The following is a 19,804-nucleotide window of genomic DNA, read 5'->3' as shown; positions in this document are numbered from 1 at the left end:
GATACAGGAAAAGCAGATTCGCACGTCGTGTCCCACAAAAACAACACCGCCCTGAGTTGGAACTCAGGGCGGTGTTGATTACTCATACTGCTGATCTGCAGTGAACACTCTCAGGCAAGTTAGCTTTTCAGCAACTGACGCAAGACTGTGTGGAGAATCCCACCGTTGCGGTAGTACTCAACTTCCACTGGCGTATCAATACGGCATGTTGTCACAAAGTGGACTTCTTCGCCGTTTGCACGACGTGCAGTCACTTCAATGGCCTGCCCTGGCTTCACGTTGTCGTCGACAGCAATCTCATAGACTTCTGTGCCATCGAGATCGAGTGCTTCACGGCTTTCACCTGCACGGAACTGCAACGGCAGAACGCCCATTCCGATCAGGTTCGAGCGGTGAATACGCTCAAAGCTCTCAGCGATCACAGCCGAGATTCCAAGCTGCTGAGTCCCCTTCGCGGCCCAGTCGCGTGATGACCCGGTTCCGTATTCTTTGCCAGCGAGGACAATCAGGGAAATCCCTTCGGCCTGATACTTCATCGAGGCGTCGTAGATTGATGTCACTTCGCCAGTCGGCAGGTACTTGGTCAGCCCCCCTTCAGTTCCGGGAGCGACCTTGTTTCGCAAACGGATGTTGGCGAATGTCCCGCGAGTCATGACCCGATCGTTACCGCGACGGCTTCCGTAGCTGTTGAAGTCGATCGGAGCGACGCCGTTGTCTTGCAGGAACTTTCCGGCTGGGGAATCTTTCTTAATTGATCCCGCAGGGCTGATGTGGTCGGTCGTGGTTGAATCCCCGACGCTGACCAGCACGCGAGCACCAGAAATGCCCTTGATCGGCTGTGGATTCGTTGGCATGTCCACGAAGAACGGAGGCTCCTGAACGTAGGTGCTCTTCTCGTCCCAGGTAAACAGGTCCCCTTCGCCCCCTTCGATCGCCTGCCACTCTGGTGGCCCTTGGCTCGCCTTGGAGTATTCGTTGACGAACATCTCTGGTGACATTGCTCCAGCGATGGCGTCGGCGATTTCCTTCTGTGTCGGCCAGATTTCAGAAAGGTAAACAGGATTCCCTGCTTTGTCCTGTCCAATCGGCTCAACAGTCAGATCAATGTCGGTTGTCCCTGCGATTGCATAGGCGACGACCAGCGGAGGACTCGCCAGATAATTCGCCTTCACGTGCGGGTTCACGCGACCTTCGAAGTTACGGTTCCCTGACAGAACCGAGCAGGCAACGATGTCGTTCTTGGAAATTGCATTGGCAATTGGATCTGGCAATGGACCACTGTTACCGATGCAGGTCGTGCAGCCGTATCCCACCAGCTGGAAGCCCAACTGATCGAGTGCACTTGTGACGCCGGCGCGAGCGAGATAGTCGGTCACGACACGGCTACCTGGAGCGAGCGACGTCTTCACCCAAGGCTGGCTCGTAAGTCCCTTGGCGACAGCTTTCTGTGCCAGCAACCCGGCAGCCATCATCACGCTCGGGTTACTTGTGTTGGTGCAGCTTGTGATTGCAGCAATCACAACGGCACCATGCTTCAGCTTGAAGGCTTCCCCTTCATGCACAACCGGTACGCCATCGAGCCCTGGATCGGTCGTGATTCCAGTTGCAGTCGCGAATCCACCTTCGTCAGTCATTGACGCTGGTGTGGAATCGTTTGCTGCTGAAACCTTGCCGAAGGTCGTGCAAAGATCCTGCCCCCACTGTGCTTTCATGCCAGACAGCAGAATGCGGTCTTGTGGACGCTTCGGCCCAGCCATGGAAGGCTCAACTGTTGCCAGATTGAGCTCCATCGTTGTGCTGAATTCTGGCTCAGGCGAGTCCTCTGTACGGAACATCCCCTGTTCTTTGTAGTACTTCTCAACGAGGTCGATGAGTTCCTTCGAACGTCCGGTACGTTCCATGAAGCGGAGCGTCTCGTTGTCGACAGGGAAGAAGCCCATCGTGGCACCGTATTCAGGAGCCATGTTTGCCAGTGTGGCACGGTCAGGCAGAGACATGCTCGCCAGACCTGGGCCGTAGAATTCGACGAACTTGCCGACGACACCATGACGACGCAGCATCTGGGTGGCGGTCAACACGAGGTCGGTTGCAGTCGCCCCTTCTGGCAGTTCCCCAGTGAGCTTGAAGCCAACGACTTCTGGCAGCAGCATGTAAATTGGCTGTCCCAGCATCACCGCTTCCGCTTCAATCCCCCCGACACCCCAACCGACGATTCCGATCCCGTTGATCATCGTGGTATGAGAGTCGGTTCCGACGAGCGAATCCGGGAAAGCAACGCCATCTTTGTTCAGGACGACGCTTGCCAGGTATTCAAGGTTGACCTGGTGAACGATCCCGGTTGCTGGTGGAACAACGCGGAAATTCTGGAACGCCTTCTGGCCCCATTTCAGGAATTGGTAACGCTCCTGATTTCGCTCGAATTCCAGGTCGAGGTTTTCCTGCATCGCATTGTCAGAAGCGAATGCATCAACCTGAACCGAGTGGTCGATCACGAGATCGCAAGGAACCAATGGGTTGATCTTCTTCGGATCTCCACCCATTCGAACCATTGCAGCTCGCAGTGCAGCAAGGTCAACAACTGCAGGGACCCCGGTGAAGTCCTGCAGAACTACACGTCCAGGCATGAACGGAATTTCAACCGGTTCAGCCTGTGATGGGCTCCAGTTCAGAATGTTTTTCACATCCTGGGAGCTGACAATGTACTCATCGCAATTCCGCAATGCTGATTCCAGCAAAACGCGAATTGAGAAAGGCAAGCGCGAAACATCTCCCAACCCGAGTTCGGTCAGTTTTTGCAGACGATGAATCGTGAAATCGCCAGCCAGCGTCTTAAGAGTTGCTTCTGCGCCGAAGGGATTCGATCCGCTCATGTTTTTGACAGCTCCGGAAACCCAGCACCAACCTGCTGGAAGCACATCTAACGGGAAAGGAAATCACTATCACACAGAATGGCACTCCGTGCGATGGTGCAACTACGCATCAATAATCCAATGACCATATTCTTGTCACTGTTGGTCCAGACTTCAAACCCTGACAGGCGAGATCCGGGGATTTGCCTGTGATGAGAATTTTGCGCAAATGTAAGCAAGAATGCGCACACATTTGAAGCAGATTCTTTCAAAAGAGACGCCTGTACCGCATAAAGCTGCGTCAAACGGCAACTATCATCCAAGTTAGAGCGATTGCGAACCATACAAAAACTGCAGAACCTGCGTCGGCATCAGGGCGACACCTGCAGTGTTTGCCGCAAAAGAGCCACACAACGTCGACACACGGACTGACTGCATTTGAGGCCGCTTCTCAAGTCCAGAGATGGCGAAAAGGCTCTGTCCCGTGGAATTGAGATTGTCCGTTCCGACTCGGCTGCAGCACGGCTTCATCTTCAACAGAAGCGGTTCAGCGAGGATTTCTTGGAATTTGTTCCATGATCACACGAATCGAACGAGCCAAATCGCGGATGGCCTTGGAGTAACGCTTTTCACGAATATGTTGCAGGCCGACTGCCTGACATTTTCCGTGCTCGGCCCAATTCACTTTCCACTGATCCGCCTGAGCTGCCGTACACAATTCTCCGTCGATCTTCGCCAGAAGTTCAGCGAGATCTTTCGATGACAGGCCGACTGCGGTTCGGTGAGGACGCGAGTGATGAGTCTTCGAATCATCCACAGACTGAACTGGCAACTGAGTCGAATGTCGATGACGGAAATGGACAATCAGCAACCAGAATAAAGCGGTCACAGCAATCGCGAGGAGGCTGAGCCCTTTCACTTCCTGCCCGACGATCCACAACGCCAGTCCACACGCCAATCCAAATGCTGCGGCCCACATTCCTCCGAGCCACGCCCAGCTGACGCCCCCTTCGTCCTCTTCGTAATCTTCGACAGGCTGGGGATAGACGTTTGCTGGCAGTTCACCAACTCTGGCAACGACCGCTGTAATGTTGTCTGGCCCCCCCCGCAGGTTCGCGATGTCAATCATCAACTTCACGGCCTGAGCTGGCGGAAGCTCCCGGACGATCGCTCCGAGCTCAGCGTCACAGAGCTGATTCGACAACCCATCCGAGCACAGCAGAAACGCATCGCCCGGCATGACCAGCATGGGCCCTTCGATATCCACTTCAATCGACTTCTCCGGACCAAGAGAGCGAGTGATGATATTGCGATGCTGGTTGAGATCGATGATCCCGTCGAAATTTCCGTGTTGCCGTTCGAGTTCCCACTGCAAACTGTGATCGAACGTCAACTGGTCGATCCGATCTCGGCGAACGCGATAAACTCGGCTGTCACCGACGTGGCCAATCACTGCTCCTCGAGACGTCAGGGCCAGAACTGAACACGTCGTCCCCATGTGATGGAAATCGATGTTCTGCGTGCCACGCTCATTGATGGCCTGATTCGCAGCAAGAATCGCATTCCTCAACAAGCGACGCGGGTCGCCGGGAGGAGACTTCAAGAACGTATGCGGAACAGTCTCGACAGCAATCTGGCTGGCTAATTCACCGACCGCATGTCCCCCCATTCCGTCCGCAACGACTAGTAAATGACCACAACGCCGCCATTCCGCCTCATCAGGGCAGAGATGAACGCAATGGGAATCTTCGTTGTTTTTACGGCGCAGGCCGACATCGGTTCCCGCTTCGCACTGCACCGCCTGTTCCCAGTACACGCGTATCGTCCTACCAGTCTATCACCCAGACTCTCAACGAGCCCAGGTCTGCTGAGGGCTGCCCACTATTCACACGACAATTTCAGAACGGCCTTGGTCATTTCATCTGAGAATGATAACCGTCGATTTTCGACGTCGCCATTGAGGCGATTCCCGGACATGGTCCTAATCAAAACATCTAAGCTGATCCCCCGTCTCAGCCCCCTCAGACGTTTCATTTCATCAGTAGTCAGATTTCAATCGAGCAACAATCTCCGCGATTCGCTGTTTTAACAAATCGAGCAAAATTTCGGATGTTGACGCTTCTGCAAATACCGTGCAGACCGGTTCTCCGCTCCGCACATGCGTTCCTGGCGTTGGTAGATCCGTAATATCCGGAACATTCATCACTGGCACGGACGCTGCATCGACAATCTCTTCCGACAATACGAGATCCTGCGGGGCATACACAATTGCCTTTCCCAGCAACTCGCCGGGATGGGCCAGATCCCAATCTGTCTCTGGAAGCGGATCTTCTGTGAAACACCGACAATGGTCCTGCAACAACGGAATTCCTGTGATGTGCTCAAGAATTTCCGAGGATGCCGGATATCGAGGGTTCACTTCCGTCACCCAGGGAGTTCCGTCCTCGTCGATTATCAAATCGACACCGAAGAAGCCTCGCAGTCCCAACTTCCATTTCAGCACATTGCCAAACCGGCGAATGGTCAGCTCCGTCGAGATCGGCAAGGCAACAGGACCGATGTTCCCACACCATTGAAACGGACGCGCGAAGCAAAATTCTTCACCGATGAGTTGTCTGGTCATCCCCACAAACCGGACATCCCCCACTTCAGCGGGAGCAATGAACGTCGCAGAGAAAGGGACACCCTCGATACGTTTTTGAAAGAAATGCGGCTCTTGCAATGTCTCCGACGCTCTTGCAGCGTCATCCCAGACTTGAATGCCACGGCCCCCTGCCCCGGCACGTGGACGTAGAATCCATGTTCCATCGCCAGGAGGAGGTTGTGTTTCGTCTCGCCATTCCGGCAAGGAGATCCGCGAAAGTCGGGCGGGTTCTGTGAGTTCAGCGGGGTTACGAATTCGTCGTACCACATCCGCACTGTTTCCCCAGACAGCATGTGTCTGAGCAATCGCCTCTATCAAAGCAGGGCGATTCTCCATCCCCCCGACATACATAACCGGAATCCCTGGACATCGCTGAATTTGCTCCAGAATCCCGGAATCATCCTCAGCCCAAGGGAGAACCGTTGCGTTCGCCTGTAAGTCGGCATCGGCAAACTGATCGAGACAGATCGGGCGGAAGCCGGATCGTATTGCAGAGAAGGCGGCCGCTCGGGAACTTGCCCCCACAATGATCAGGTCTGCAACCGGTTCGGCAGGCAGAATCAATTCAATGCTCCAACGAATTTCGCGATCAAAGGCGTGGGGCACTGTTAAAGCGGCAGTCCGATGACATCGCTGCTCTACCTCACTACAGCCCCAGACTTTATCCAGCCTGTTCTCGCAAAATTCAGACCGACCGGACGGAAAGACTGTAGCAGTATCCAGTCGAGTCAGACAGCGATCTGACCTGATTACTTGATGTCACATTCTTCAGCACAGAAGTCGAGGTGGTCTTTGAAGAAGCTGCCGTTCATCCGGCCTTTGTGACCACTTGTGGTTTGCAGGTAGAAGCCTTGATCCAGCGAAGAGAACGCAGAACCGACGTCTTCGAGTTCGTTATTCACATTGAAGGCGACTTCGCCCAGCCCAACAACCAGCCCCAGAACAGCGATCGTGGAGATCAGAACCAGTTCAGCAGAAACAATGAAACCAGCTTCGTCGTTGATCAGGGCGTTCAGGTAAGCGTTCATAGCGATTTTTCTCTGATTGGGGGTGACTTTTGATGTTCTCCCCTAATGCGAGACCTGTGCCAGAAACGCAAACCAGCGCAAAGAATCCGAAACACAACACCCCAAACTAAAGGCATTACCCCAACACCACACGTAGTTTACGTCTCATCCAAAAAACGTAAACAATTCTGAACACGCAATGATTCCACAGCAACACAAATGATGCAACAACACCACAAGAACAGATCCACACAACACGCAAACTGACCTATCCTTTTACCCATTCGACACTTACAGGGAGGATAACAAACGGCAACACGTCCCGTGAACGCAACACCACCCATTCAATGCTGTGTTCCCTGCAATTCCGGGCTCGTTCTACTGAGAGACTCAACGCATTTCGTGAATGAAAACGCAAAATGCACAGGTTCGAGGGACACTTGGAATTACGAAATTGTTCTACTGGAGCAGTTTGCTCTAACATGTGCCGACGCAAAGCTGTTTCCATTCGCAAAAAGCTGTCTGCAACACGACAGCATCAATGAGAGTGAACATGCCTTGTATGCCGCTCGCTTTCGTTCTGTTTGATTTCGAAGCAGTTCGATTTCGCAGAACGGAGTCAGTACTTCCGAGATCAGAATTCGCCTCCCCCGCCCCATTCTGAAATGAAAAACCCCTCATGGCCAAAACGCCTTATCTGACGAAGCCAGTCGATCAGACAACGATGCCATCCGGCATTCCCTATATCGTGGGGAACGAGGCTGCGGAGCGATTCAGTTTCTACGGGATGAAAGCCGTTCTGGCGATGTTCATGACGAAGTATCTCGTCACCGCCGATGGGGCATCAGATACGATGTCGGTCGAGGAGATGTCGTCATGGATGGCGACATTCAACGCGACGGTTTACTTCCTTCCGTTTCTGGGAGCGATTCTCGCTGACTGGCTCATCGGCAAGTACCGGATGATCCTCAGTCTCTCAATCGTCTACTGTCTGGGGCATGTCGTTCTGGCACTGATGGATGTTCACACAGGACTCGACCAGCGCACCCTGCTGTTCTGGGGGCTCTGCCTGATTGCTCTGGGGTCAGGAGGAATCAAACCCTGCGTCACAGCACACGTTGGTGATCAATTCTCTCACTCCAACGAACACCTGTTGCAGAAGGTTTACGGGTGGTTCTATTTCTCGATCAACTTTGGCGCCATGTTTTCCATGATGCTGACGCCATGGCTTCGAGATCATTATGGAATGTCCTGGGCCTTTGGAGTCCCGGCGATTCTGATGGCGGCCGCAACATTCGTCTTCTGGCTCGGTCGCAACAAGTTCGTTCACATCCCCCCTGCTGGTTCTCTGTTCTTCAAAGAGACCATCAGCAAGGAAGGAATCAGAGCGATTCTGAATATGCTTCCGCTCCTGATTCTGATTGCCCCCTTCTGGTCACTGTTTGATCAGACCTCATCTCGTTGGGTGGATCAGGCGCAACACCTGAATCGAGACGTCTATGGATGGATCATCAAGTCTGACCAGATGCAGGCGATCAATCCTGTTTTTGTGATGATTCTGGTTCCCTTGTTCTCGTATGTCATTTACCCACTTGTTGACCGTCATCTTGTCCGTGTCACGCCGCTTCGAAAAATCGGTCTCGGGCTATTCCTGACAATTCCAGCCTTCGCTGTGCCTGCATGGCTTGAAACTCAAATCCTTGCTGGCGAAACACCACACATCGGCTGGCAGGCGTTTGCCTATGCATTGATCACGCTGGCCGAAGTCATGGTCTCTGTTACCGGTTATGAGTTCGCCTATCGGTGTGCTCCGAACCAGATGAAGTCACTCGTGATGGGAATCTACCTGTTGTCGATTTCGCTCGGGAATGTCTTCACGGCAGTCATTAACTCGATGATTTCCGCATCCATCAAAGCCGGGAATCCGATCCTCCAGGGAGCCGATTATTACTGGTTCTTCACTGGAGCCATCGCGGTTTCGGCAATCCTGTTTACAATCTGGGCGCCGTTCTATCGCGGAACCACTTATCTCCAGACAGACAATCCACTCGCTGGAGTCAACGACGCACCTGACAGCAGCACGACCTGAAAACTCCGTATCGAATCCGAGTCTACAGACCAATTCGGCCTGAAACTCGACTTGTTATGCACTCCACTGTACGACCACGAAGCAGATGAAACAGCTTCTGTTCGCAACGACTGAACGTCATTCATGTCTGAAGAACTTCCATCGAAACCACCTCGCCGCCCCCGATATTCAGGGAAGAATCCGCGACAGTTTCACGAACGCTACAAAGAACACACACCAGAGCTGTATCCAGAGGATGTTGCAAAAGTGGTCTCCAGCGGCAAAACACCTGCCGGGAGCCATCGACCGATCATGGTCGATGAGATTCTGAATGTGCTGCAGCCGAAACCGGGCCAGACCGCAATTGATTGCACACTGGGATACGGCGGACATACCCGATCACTTCTTGAGGCCGTGACTCCCGGCGGAAAAGTCATCAGCTTTGACGTCGACCCGATTGAGCTTCCACGGACAGTGGAACGATTGCGATCAGAAGGCTTCTCCGAAGAATCCTTCGTCGCCATTCGCGCCAACTTTGCAGGCATCGCTCAGCAAGTCCCGCAACATGCTCCTTATGGAGCTGACATGGTGCTCGCCGACCTGGGCATCTCTTCCATGCAACTCGACAATCCCAGTCGAGGATTTACATATAAGGAAGAAGGTCCGCTGGACATGCGTATGAACCCGGACAAGGGGCAGTCCGCAGCCGAATTACTGAACAAGCTCACCCAAACTGAGCTCGCCGAATTGCTGACCAACTATGCCGACGAGCCAAATGCCGTCTGGCTCGCGATGGTCATCCTCGCGGCGCACGCTGAGACTCCGATTACAACGACGCAACAGTTTGCCGGAACCATCAGACAGGCGCTGACAACGAGGAAAGTGGAGCCGAGCGACGCCAACACGACCATTCGTCGAATCTTTCAGGCACTGCGTATTGCCGTGAATGATGAACTCGGTGTACTCGATGCGTTTCTCAATCAGTTGCCTTGGTGTCTGAAGCCAGGCGGGCGCGTCGCGATCCTGACCTTCCACTCCGGTGAAGACCGCCGCGTCAAAGCCCATTTCAAGCAAGGGCTTCAGGCTGGCTGGTACTCCGAAATTGCCGACACCGTGACTCGTGCGACAGTGAAAGAACGCAATCAGAATCCGCGCTCGACGTCAGCAAAACTTCGTTGGGCGATCCGCTCAGAAATTTAAGGCGTACCGGATAAGAGTTGATGAGTGGAAACAGACCGGTTACAGTTTTTCAGTAGCTGGTCTGTCCATTAATTCGTCAGACTCGCCGTCCCCTTTAAGCGATTGGAACGTCAGCTCAATCTTTTGCGTTTCTTCCGTCAAACGGGACTCCACCGTAATCGTGTCCCGCACTAAAGGACGCCCAGCTGGTGGAACCCGGATTAACAACTCTGCAGTTCCGTCAACGACAGGGATTCCGCGACCTGCCCGAGCGCGAATCAGATTCCCACCGGCGTTGAAGTACCACGCATCGTCTGGAATCTTCTGGAAGTAGTTATCCGTTCCCCGAATTTCTCCGCTGAAGTCCTTCAGGCTGACTAGCGAGCGACCAGGCGGAACTCGCAGGCGAATCACGATGTGATAGTCCTGAAAGACGCGAGGAGCAGAGCCAGGTTCTCCATGAAGAATCTGCCCCTTGATGTCCTTCCCGGAAATCGGCCACGCCCAGACAGAGAAGTTCCCGGCCTTGATGGCATTCATTGGCTCGGCAACACGTCCAAAGCCACCTGTTCCGTTCAGGCCACCGCCCCCTGCTGGTCCCCCGGAGCCTCCGCCGCCGGCCACATTCGCAGAGCCAGACTTCAACCCGGCAATCAAATCTGGATTGACGTCCATCGCATTCATCGATGTGATCGCAGTCAGCCCTTCTTGAATCTGAGCCTGCGTATCCGGGGTCACTTCTTCGGCCGGAGCCAGATCAGACAGCTCAATCCCTGCTCCGATTGACTCGCCAATCGCTCCTTCAGGAAGGTCACCTTCCCCTTCAAAGATGACCGTCGTCAGTTCCTCTTCGCGGCGCAACTCCTGAATCACAGGAATCGCAAGCAATGAAATCAGGATCAGGTGTAAGACCACAGAAAACGTAAATGACGCCCCGTCCCGTCCGTTGAGTCGTTCCCAAATCTCCTTCAAATGGAATTGTTCGAGAAACGACACTGGGGCATCGTCGACTTCTGGCGTGGAAACGGCATTCGCTGCGGCCACCGGCTCTGTTCGTATCTTGGAACCAGAAGACGGCCCCGGCTTTACAACACTCCCCCCGCGATCTTTCTCTGAAGACCGTTTTTGCGGCTTTGCCGGCTGTGGGAGGGGCGGCGGGACGCTCATTAGAACAGCATCTCTGCACAAGGTTGAGTACGAATCAGAACGTCTAATTGAATCTGGGTGTCAGTCCAATACTTTGCTCAAATCAACATCGGCAATTGAAATACCGGTTCACGAATTATTCCAAGTTGCATTTCTCTCGGCAATCCGTCTTATCGCTCTGCCCCAAATTTCGTGCCGTTCAGAGTGCTTCTGACTCAAAAAGAAGACTTCTCGACCCTGAATTTCGAGAAAACAGCGCAGACATCAAGAGGGTGAATATTCAGCGAAATTCGTCGTTCACCCCAGCCGAACGGAAGAAAGTTGAGTCACCCATTCTGAAACGGAGTGACTCAGATGAGTTCAACAAAAAAAATCGAGCCCCGGTTCAATGGGGCTCGAAACAGGGGCTCGATTCGAAATAACTTTAGTTGGCTGCCGGTTCTGCAGGAGCAGGTTTCGGTTCTTCTTTCGATTCGGAAGCAGCCGGTTTGGACTCTTCTGTTCCGGTTGGCTCAGGTTTCTTCTCATCAACCTGTGGCGTTTTCTTCTCGTCCGCCGGGGCTTTCATTTCCGCTTTGTCTCCAGCTGGAGCCTTCTCTGCAGCTGGCTTAGCGTCAGCTGGCTTCTCTTCCGGCTTTCCATCAGCAGGTTTCTCTGGGGCAGGTTTCATAGCCTCAGGCTTCTCTGACACTGGCTGCGGATCTGCTGGTTTCACCGCTGGTTTCTCAACTGCTGGCATTGTCCCATCAGCTTTCGGTGCGTCTGGAGATTGTGCCGGAGCTGCTTCGACGAGGTTGGCTCGCTGCAGCTTCAGCTTCAGGAACAGGTCTTCTGGAATGACATAGTACCAGTCAGCAAACCGGCGGTTCAGCTCAGCGACACGTTCTTCGCCTGCCTTCACCTTGGCCTCATAATCCTTCTTCTGCAGCTCGTACACTTCTGACTGAATTTTGAACTCTTCGAGAGCCTTTTCATATTCAGCCTTCTTGTCAACAGGCTTTTCTGCTGGCTTGTCAGAAGGCTTCTCGTCCTTCTTCTCAGCGTCTTCCGGCTTAGCATCCGCCTTCGCAGTGTCCGCCTTCTTCTCGTCAGACTTCGATTCGTCGGCTTTCGGCTCTTCCGGCTTGGCTTCTTCCTTCGGTGGCTCTGGTTTGACCGGCGCAGTTGGTGCTGGCCCCAACAGATCCTTGTCGAAGAACGCTGTCACAAACAGATAGCGACTGGTCTTCTTGCCGTCTTCCTGCTTGTCGTCAGCCGGTTTACCGTCTTCCTTCTTCTCGCCATCCTTCTTTTCAACTTCTTCGGCGATCTTCGCTGCCTCTTCAGCTGGCTTGGTCGCTGGCTGACCGACTTCGATATCGAACTCGGAGCCTGTGAACTCTTCCCCAAACCCGAGTTCGTAGTTCACGCCGTTGTTCAGGCCAACATTGACCTTTCCTTCGTTGTAAACAAACTCATTGCGTCGGTTGATGAAGACCCCTTTCTCAACCATATCCCGTTGAACAAACGGGTCGATCGAGATGGTGTCAGCATCCCCTTTCAGCGCGGCACTCAAGCCAGGTGGCTTCGGACGGACACCGACGATCTGCAATCCATCGAGAGCAGAGACGAGATTGGTAATCTCAGACGCCTTCAGCTTCTCTTTGTCTTTCTTGAGACCTTCAAGTTCCCATTCCCCTTGCTCTCCGCCACGTTTCAGATCGATTGTTTCTTGAGGAACAACCTTGCCCTGAACTTCGTCAACGAAGTACCGACCAATGAGGATTTCTTTCACGTCGTCCGGACGGATTTCCAGAACGTCCTGCTTGATCCAGTCGGAGAATTTCGTCGAGACGTCGAACTGTCCCAGATCAGCTGTATAGAACCGATCTTCATCAGCACGGCGGACGTAATACAAATTGTTGGAGTTTTCGACTTTCTTCCCAACAATGAAGTCGACCAGAACAGCATCCCCTTTATACAAGGTGACGCGATCGCCGCGGCCTTCAGTGCTGGCGTCTTTGTCCAGCGGATCAATCAGATCATATTTCTTATGGGCAGCTTTCGTACGCTCGCCCAGTGCCAGTCGTGTGACACCAACCATCGAGGCCGCAGCCTTAGAAAGACGATCCTGAGCATCTGCTGGATAGTCATGGTGCGTTGGAATTCGCCACAGACCATTCTTCACATCAACCTTGAAGAGTTCAGTCTTTCCGGTCTCTTCCTGATAGGCAGCGACCTGTAAACCAGTCGCCTCGTTCGGGTCTTCAAAGTTCGGATAGAACTTCTCGCCGACGTCCACAAAATCATCAAGATCAACTGGACGGTTGGCGTAATACGTCCCCGCGGCAACGCCAATTGAAATGGCCGCCATGACGACGAAGAGGAGGGTTTTTATCGTCTGAGTCATCAAAATATTCCTCGTGCGAAACACTCGCTGAGTTCGTCAATGAATTTGGGAGGAGAAACTGCCTGCAATGTCGACTAACTTCGCAATCGGTCGGAAGCAATTCCCTTCCGCTCATCAACAACCCGCGAAATCAACACAATGGCACCCAGGATGATGGCCGGGAGCGGTGGAATAAAGACCGCCCAACTCCAGATCCCGCGTTCAATGCGACGAATATCCTGTTCGGTTTCCATTTTGACGCGACGAACCGTTTCGTTCTTTTCGCGTTCAATTTCTTTCTCACGCTGCAACAGCTTGCGATTTTCAGCTTCGGTCGCATTCTGCAAACGAACCTGAACCGTGCTGACGTCGACATTTCCCTTTTCCAGATCTTTACGCAAATCCTTGAGGATTGCTTCCAGACGTGTCTTCGCGTCAGCAAGTTCATTCTCAGCGGCAACGTCAGCTTTGGAAATCTGCTCCTGACGCTGAACTTCGAACTCCTTCTTACGGTTCTCCAGAACACGCAGTGTCCGGTGAACAGCACGTCGCTTTCGCAGATCGATGTACTGTTCGTCACCAGTCAGTGAGTCGACACAGTTCAGCACAAAGAGAACGTTGTCGATTTTCAAGTCGAGCAACTGCTGCTGCCAAACCTGAAACATGTTGTCGTGAACAATGTCGATGTCTGCGACAAAGATGGCGTTCGTCTTCTTGCCGTCTTTGCCCTTAATTCGGGCCGCCATCACATAGGTCTGGTCATCTGGCTTGTGAGGAACGTCGAAGACATAGTTTCGTCCCCCCATGAATCCAGCCTGTGTAATCTGATCCCACAGGTTGACCCCGCTGCTTCCCTTTCGGGATTTCAACAGCCAGTCGAGTTCAACATTGCTGTCACGCTCGGCCACGAATCCAGGCGAGAACGTAATCAGTTCCTGCAGACCAGATGTGATCGGATCGGCATTGTTCACGCCTTCGCGACCATCAATAAACATCAACTCTTTCGGGAAGGTCTCTGCAAAACGAGGATGTGGGTTATAGACATCAAACAAGCTCTTGCTGACATCCCACTTGATCCCCAGTGCCTGCAGCAGACTGGTTGCCTTTCCGCCGTCGGCCTTCGGCTGTGGCTGACTCTGCATTCCCATCATGCCCATGCCACCGGCACTTGGTTTAGGTTCCAATGGAGCCCAGGAGATGCCTGTCCCCATGTTGTTCGCACCCCAAACCGGCACCGGGTCATCGAAGATGAGAACCGGCTTGCCTGAATCAACGTAGTTCACCAGGTTCACCATCTGCGGTTCGGTGAGAGATGATGGCAGGATGGCAATCAGCACGTCCATCTCAGCAGTGATCGGTTCATCTGCCGAGATGTCTTTCAATTCATACTGCTTCTTCAGTTCAGTGACGATCTGCCACTCAGGCAACTGCCGGAAGGATTGCATATCCAATCCGCCCATCACTTTGGCATCTGTATTTAGTACCCCGACGACGCGGCGTTTCTCCGAAGAAATTGTCCCGATTGAACGGGTCAATTCGTATTCAATTGGAGTTCCACGATCAAAGAACGGGATCGCGACACTATCGAAGCCGCTGGTCAAGACAACGCCTAGATAGACATCGTTACGAGAGAGACGTCCGCCCTGCTCACTCTGCAATGGACGAGCACTGATCCCCAGCGCTTCCGCCTGTTCTGAAGCCGGTGAAAATGGGTCGACATCAACGAGTCGCAACTGCACGCGATTGCCACCGCGCTTGTCGTACTCAACCAGCTTGTTAATCAGATCCTTCCGGATCGCCACGAAGTCCTGTGGCACTTCTGGCGAGATGAATGCCTGAATCGTCACTGGCTTGTCAGCAGGAATCGCATTCAGGATTTCGAGAGTCGAAGGGGCGAGTGTATGCAACTGTTCTGTCGTTGAGTCTGCACTGTTACCGGCAGTCGCGAAGGTGTATGTCAGACTCAACAAAGCGACCGCCAGACACGCAACTCGCAACAGGTACTGCGCACTCATTGAACCGGCATTCTTACCACCGGCCCAATGACGTCGGGCAATCATCACTGCGTTCAGATAGAGAAAGAATGCAGACAGACCGACGAAGTAGAAGATACTGCTGTAGGCAACTTTGCCAGACGTGAAGCCTTGCAGATGCCCGGCGACACTCAGCGGCTCATTCACATGCAGACGATCTTTCAGGAACAGCTGCACACCCGGCACGCTGTCGATGAAGACCGGAATGGAACAGATGACCGCACCCAGAACAAATGCAACGGTTGAGCTGTTCGTCAAAACGGACGCAAACATCCCTGCCGAAAGCAATGCTCCACCGGCCAGCCAGTACCCGAAGTAGGTGGTCGCAATCAGCCCCCAATCCGGATTCCCCAGACTTGCCAGCACAAAAGCATGTGTCAGTGAGAACAGCAAAGCGACGGTATAGACGGCCAGCACGGCCAGATATTTCCCGAGAAGAATCGAGAAGTCGGATGCTGGCAACGTGAACAGCAACTCGTCCGTCCCGAGCTTCCGCTCATCGGACCAGGCGGTCATTGTGATTGCAGGAACAATGAACAACAGCAACAGCGGAAACCGACTGCTGAGCTGATCAAGGTTCGCCAGATTATTCGCGAAGAACTGATCGTTGAACGCAAGAAACGCTCCTGCGACAACGAAGACAACGATAAACAGATAGCCCAGCATCCCGGAGAAATAGCTGGCGACATTCCGCTTAAAAACAGCGAGCACAACGTTCAAATCCATTGTGATTCACTTTGCTTGCTTGCACCGCGTCGAATTCAGTCTCACTCGTGCCCAGAGTCAGAGCACAAACCAGAATCTCCGCATCCAGAAGATGCATCCGACCGACGGTTTCAGGTTGAAGGTTGTTTCAAACGAACGATGGAAATTCCACGAACTATGCGGCCCCGCCGGTCAACTGCCGGAAGCGGGTTTCGAGATTCGCCTGATCTCCTCGCATCTGTTCCACATTTCCATCGAGAATAATTCGTCCTCGATTGATCAGAATCACCCGATCACAGACTGCCTCGACTTCAGAAAGAATGTGAGTCGACAGCAGAATGGTCTTGGACTTGGCCAGCTCACGAATCAGTTCGCGAACCTGAAACGTCTGATTTGGATCGAGCCCACTGGTTGGTTCGTCGAGAATCAACACCTGAGGATCATGTAGCAACGCATGGGCCATCCCGACGCGCTGGCGATACCCTCGAGACAGCTTGCTGATCTGCTTGCCCCAAACGTCTTCCAGAGAACATCGCGCCGCGACGAACTCCATCCGCTGCTTGAGCTGCGTGCTCGACATACCGCGAGCCTGACCAAGATATTTCAAAAGACTCTGCGGAGTCATCTCGTTATAAAGCGGCCCGTTTTCCGGGAGATAGCCGACAAGCTTGCTCGCTTCAATTCGATCGGTCGTCACATCGTGACCACCAATTCGGGCGGTTCCTTCACTCGGTGAAAGAAAGCCTGTCAGGAGTTTCATTGTCGTCGATTTCCCTGCCCCGTTGGGCCCGAGAAACGCGGCAACTTGCCCCGCTGGAACGGAGAACGTCACATTTTCAGTCGCGATAAATGGACCGTAATATTTGCTGAGTCCTAACGCCTCAATCATGGCGTTCTGCGATGGACGTTCGGTCATCGGGAAAATTCCTCCTGGAGGAAGCGAAACCTGATGGCAATTCTGAAACTCAAGAACGGATCAGCATAGCCGAACCGTTGTAAGATGAACAACCTATTCAGTTCATGGGTTACGACGCAAGGGCGACAGAGTGCTCTCACCTTTGATACTGCAAAGTCAGCTGATCCCGTTTCCACCTCCCACGTGGCATTCACTGCGGAAGAAGCAGTGTCGATAGTGAGATGCGAGAACCTCGCGCGCAGGTCGGTCATGTTGATGACTGACCAGTTTCCGGTGACGGCGAACTCCGGGCTCAAATTTTGAAATTTCTCAAAACTTGTCGCAACCAGTCCCGGTTCAGCCTGAAACCCAAAAGTCACTTGCTTCAATAGAGAAACGAAGAAGGCAGCGGGATCGGCTACAGATCCCGGAAGAGGTGCGGATTGTCGTCTGCGAAGGGATGCAGATTTCCGAGGAATGACTCTTTCGGAAGCACATCCAACAACACTTCGGCCATGCGAAAGTCATCCTGCGTGGTGATCTTCAGGTTCAACGCCGGGCATTCCACAATCGAAACCGGGTGCCCGATCCGCTCAACCAGTTGGGCCTCATCGGTTGCAACAAAGCCGTCTCGCCTGGCGTATGCTTCCATCAACAGCGTCCGGCGAAACACCTGAGGAGTCTGTGCTCCCCATAAGTTTTCACGAGAGACCGTTTCAGAGATCGTTCCCTGAGCAACCCGTTTAATCGTGCTGACGATTGGTGAGGCAGGAATCGCCGCGCCGGACTTCTCCGCAGCAGCAAAGACATCTTCCACCCACTTTTTGACAAGCAACGGACGGGCCGCATCATGCACGGCCACGAAATCGACATCTGCGCGGATATGCGCCAAAGCATTCTGGACGGAATCCGCTCGTTCAGCACCGCCAGCGACAACATCGACATTCATGAACGCCAAGTTCGCCTGAAACTTCTCCCGAAACCATTCGAGATCTTCAGCCGACACGACAATCACAGTCTGAACAACATCGGGATGCTGATGAAATGGTTCAAGAGAACGAACCCAAACCGGCCGCCCCTTCAGCTCAATAAATGGCTTCTTGTGACGAGACTCGCCAAACCGGGAGCTCTTACCAGCAGCAGCAAGAATGACAGCAAACCGTGCCATGTAGATGCAATTTCAGATAGAAGTTGAATCGCAGACATCGCGCTGCTCTCTTCAAACAGAAGGAGAACAGCGCCAACTTTCCACGGCCGCCAAGTCCGCGAACCCAACTATCAAGATAGGCAACGACGACGGACACCACAACACGCCGGAAATTCTTCCAGAGTATTCAACGGTGCGATGAGCCGTGTGTGTGATTTGGAAAACACCGTGGGGACCTGTCTGGTCAACACCACTGATTCATCTGCTGGAACAGAATCCGTTCAGAAAACAGCAGACGAAGAAAACCGCTTGCCACCAACCAGGAGATCTGGTCAGGCTGCTTTAATGCGATCTTCAAGTGTTTGAATCAATTCCTGAAACGTCCAAGTTTCAGATGCAATCTTAATCGTCTTCGACTCAGAGACTAATGAAGCGATCTTCTTTTCAGCGGACATCACAGTGCTGTGATTTCTTCCACCAAAATGCGTCCCGATTTCACTGTAGGCAGACTGAGTCATTTTGCGGCACAGGTACATGGCCACCATACGCGGCTGCGAGACAGTCTGCTTGCGAGAACTTGACCGCAGCAGTTCTGTTTCGACGTTAAAGAATTCGCAAACTGCGGATTCAACATCGGCAACACGAACCAGGCGAACACAGTCTCGTTCCAGACGGCCGAGCAACTTTCGGGCAATCTGCACCGTCACACGACCACCAGACATTTGCGACCATGTCGAAAGAACGTTCACTGCTCCTTCGAGCTCACGGACGTTACTGGTGAATCGCTTGGCGATGTGCTCAATCGCATCAGGAGTAAACTTCGTCTTGAGACGAGCCACTCGACGCTGCACAATTTCCTTACGGGTCGCTTCGTCAGGCGCTTCAATACGGCAAACAAGCCCAGACAGGAATCGACTCACCAACTCTTCTGACGTATTCGTCAGGAGTCGTGGATGACGATTCGAAGTCACCGCCAATGACCGCCCTTCCTGTTCGAATTGCTTCAGAGTATGCAGGAACTCTTCCTGAAACCCTTTCTTGCCATCCAAAAAGTCGACGTCGTCAATCAGCAGCACATCAACGCTGCGAAACTTTGTTCGAAAACTCGGCAGTGTTCGTGAAGCAAGTGCCTGCGAGAAGTAATTACAGAAGTGCTCAGCTGTCAGATGCATCACCTGCAACTGAGGACACTCTTTCCGCAAACGCACACGAAGACCTTCGAGCAGATGTGTCTTCCCGTTCCCCACGCCCCCGTGCAGGTAAAGCGGTGACACAGTGTCCGAGTCTTCAACGAACTGCTGAACGCCAGCCATAGCCAGCGAGTTGCAATCCCCAACGACGAAATCGGCAAGGGAATACAATCGCTTTCCGCGACCGTGAGTCGCCTGTCGCGCCGGTGCCGCTGCAGTTCGTCGTGGTAAGCTTGCCTGAGGTGCAGGCGCAGTCTCGACCATCTCCGGAACCGGAGTCAAAGAGACTTCTGCACCGATCTCATACTGCAGCCGAACATCTGGTCCCACAATTTTCGCGGCAATCTTCAACAGATCGCGTTCGAACTGTTGTTGAATCCACTTCACCAGATACGGACTCTGCACGCAGAGCGTCAGGGCTTCATCTTCAAGCTTTAGACGTGACCCGGTACCGAACCAGTTTTGAAACCGTCGCGGGCCAAGATGCGTCTGGAGGGCGGTCCGGAGTTCTTGAAGAGGAGATGTACTGCCATGAATGCCTAATGCACGTTTGGGGGATGAAACGGGTGGCAT

Annotated in this window: 12 protein-coding genes; 2 read left to right on the top strand and 10 right to left on the bottom strand. The window is 53.2% G+C overall.

Features of this window, described 5'->3' with window-relative positions; genetic code table 11:
• Positions 1 to 119 precede the first annotated feature (119 nt).
• The 4 genes from acnA to SH527x_RS00045 form a co-directional block, all read right to left on the bottom strand.
• Positions 120 to 2,870 (bottom strand): aconitate hydratase AcnA, encoded by a 2,751-nt coding sequence (gene acnA, locus SH527x_RS00060; RefSeq protein WP_437192612.1) that lies wholly within the window; start codon positions 2,868 to 2,870, stop codon positions 120 to 122.
• Positions 2,871 to 3,396: 526 nt separating this feature from the next.
• On the bottom strand, positions 3,397 to 4,665 hold the full coding sequence (locus SH527x_RS00055; RefSeq protein WP_437192611.1) for a PP2C family protein-serine/threonine phosphatase: 1,269 nt from the start codon (positions 4,663 to 4,665) through the stop codon (positions 3,397 to 3,399).
• 222 nt (positions 4,666 to 4,887) lie between these two features.
• Positions 4,888 to 6,099, bottom strand: a complete 1,212-nt coding sequence (locus tag SH527x_RS00050) for an ATP-grasp domain-containing protein (protein ID WP_437192610.1) — start codon at positions 6,097 to 6,099, stop codon at positions 4,888 to 4,890.
• A gap of 143 nt (positions 6,100 to 6,242) precedes the next feature.
• Entirely contained in the window at positions 6,243 to 6,521 is a 279-nt protein-coding gene (locus tag SH527x_RS00045) for a branched-chain amino acid aminotransferase (protein ID WP_437192609.1), read from the bottom strand.
• Positions 6,522 to 7,179: 658 nt separating this feature from the next.
• Here SH527x_RS00045 and SH527x_RS00040 point away from each other — a divergent pair.
• Together SH527x_RS00040 and rsmH are read left to right on the top strand one after the other, a co-directional pair.
• Positions 7,180 to 8,589, top strand: coding sequence for a POT family MFS transporter (locus SH527x_RS00040; RefSeq protein ID WP_437192608.1), 1,410 nt, complete (start codon positions 7,180 to 7,182; stop codon positions 8,587 to 8,589).
• A 123-nt stretch (positions 8,590 to 8,712) separates the two neighbouring features.
• On the top strand, positions 8,713 to 9,768 hold the full coding sequence (rsmH, locus tag SH527x_RS00035) for a 16S rRNA (cytosine(1402)-N(4))-methyltransferase RsmH (protein ID WP_437192607.1): 1,056 nt from the start codon (positions 8,713 to 8,715) through the stop codon (positions 9,766 to 9,768).
• 39 nt (positions 9,769 to 9,807) lie between these two features.
• On the opposite strand, the gene SH527x_RS00030 is transcribed toward rsmH, so the two are convergent.
• From SH527x_RS00030 to dnaA, 6 genes are all read right to left on the bottom strand, one after another.
• The gene (locus SH527x_RS00030) at positions 9,808 to 10,914 is read right to left on the bottom strand and encodes a hypothetical protein (protein ID WP_437192606.1); all 1,107 of its coding nucleotides are present in this window, start codon (positions 10,912 to 10,914) and stop codon (positions 9,808 to 9,810) included.
• A 403-nt stretch (positions 10,915 to 11,317) separates the two neighbouring features.
• Entirely contained in the window at positions 11,318 to 13,282 is a 1,965-nt protein-coding gene (locus tag SH527x_RS00025; RefSeq protein WP_437192605.1) for a DUF4340 domain-containing protein, read from the bottom strand.
• A 74-nt stretch (positions 13,283 to 13,356) separates the two neighbouring features.
• The gene (locus SH527x_RS00020) at positions 13,357 to 16,020 is read right to left on the bottom strand and encodes a Gldg family protein (protein WP_437192604.1); all 2,664 of its coding nucleotides are present in this window, start codon (positions 16,018 to 16,020) and stop codon (positions 13,357 to 13,359) included.
• A 154-nt stretch (positions 16,021 to 16,174) separates the two neighbouring features.
• Positions 16,175 to 16,915 carry an ABC transporter ATP-binding protein gene (locus tag SH527x_RS00015; RefSeq protein WP_437192603.1) on the bottom strand — a complete coding sequence of 247 codons (741 nt, stop codon included), beginning with the start codon at positions 16,913 to 16,915 and terminating at the stop codon, positions 16,175 to 16,177.
• Between the two features lie 397 nt (positions 16,916 to 17,312).
• Positions 17,313 to 18,062 carry a 2-C-methyl-D-erythritol 4-phosphate cytidylyltransferase gene (ispD, locus tag SH527x_RS00010; RefSeq protein ID WP_437192602.1) on the bottom strand — a complete coding sequence of 250 codons (750 nt, stop codon included), beginning with the start codon at positions 18,060 to 18,062 and terminating at the stop codon, positions 17,313 to 17,315.
• Positions 18,063 to 18,373: 311 nt separating this feature from the next.
• On the bottom strand, positions 18,374 to 19,804 hold the full coding sequence (gene dnaA / locus SH527x_RS00005) for a chromosomal replication initiator protein DnaA (RefSeq protein ID WP_437192601.1): 1,431 nt from the start codon (positions 19,802 to 19,804) through the stop codon (positions 18,374 to 18,376).

The sequence above is a fragment of the Planctomicrobium limosum genome (assembly GCF_051465645.1).
Lineage (GTDB): Bacteria > Planctomycetota > Planctomycetia > Planctomycetales > Planctomycetaceae > Planctomicrobium.
Note: the sequence above shows the minus strand (reverse complement) of the source record. Positions and strands in the feature narration are given on the sequence as shown.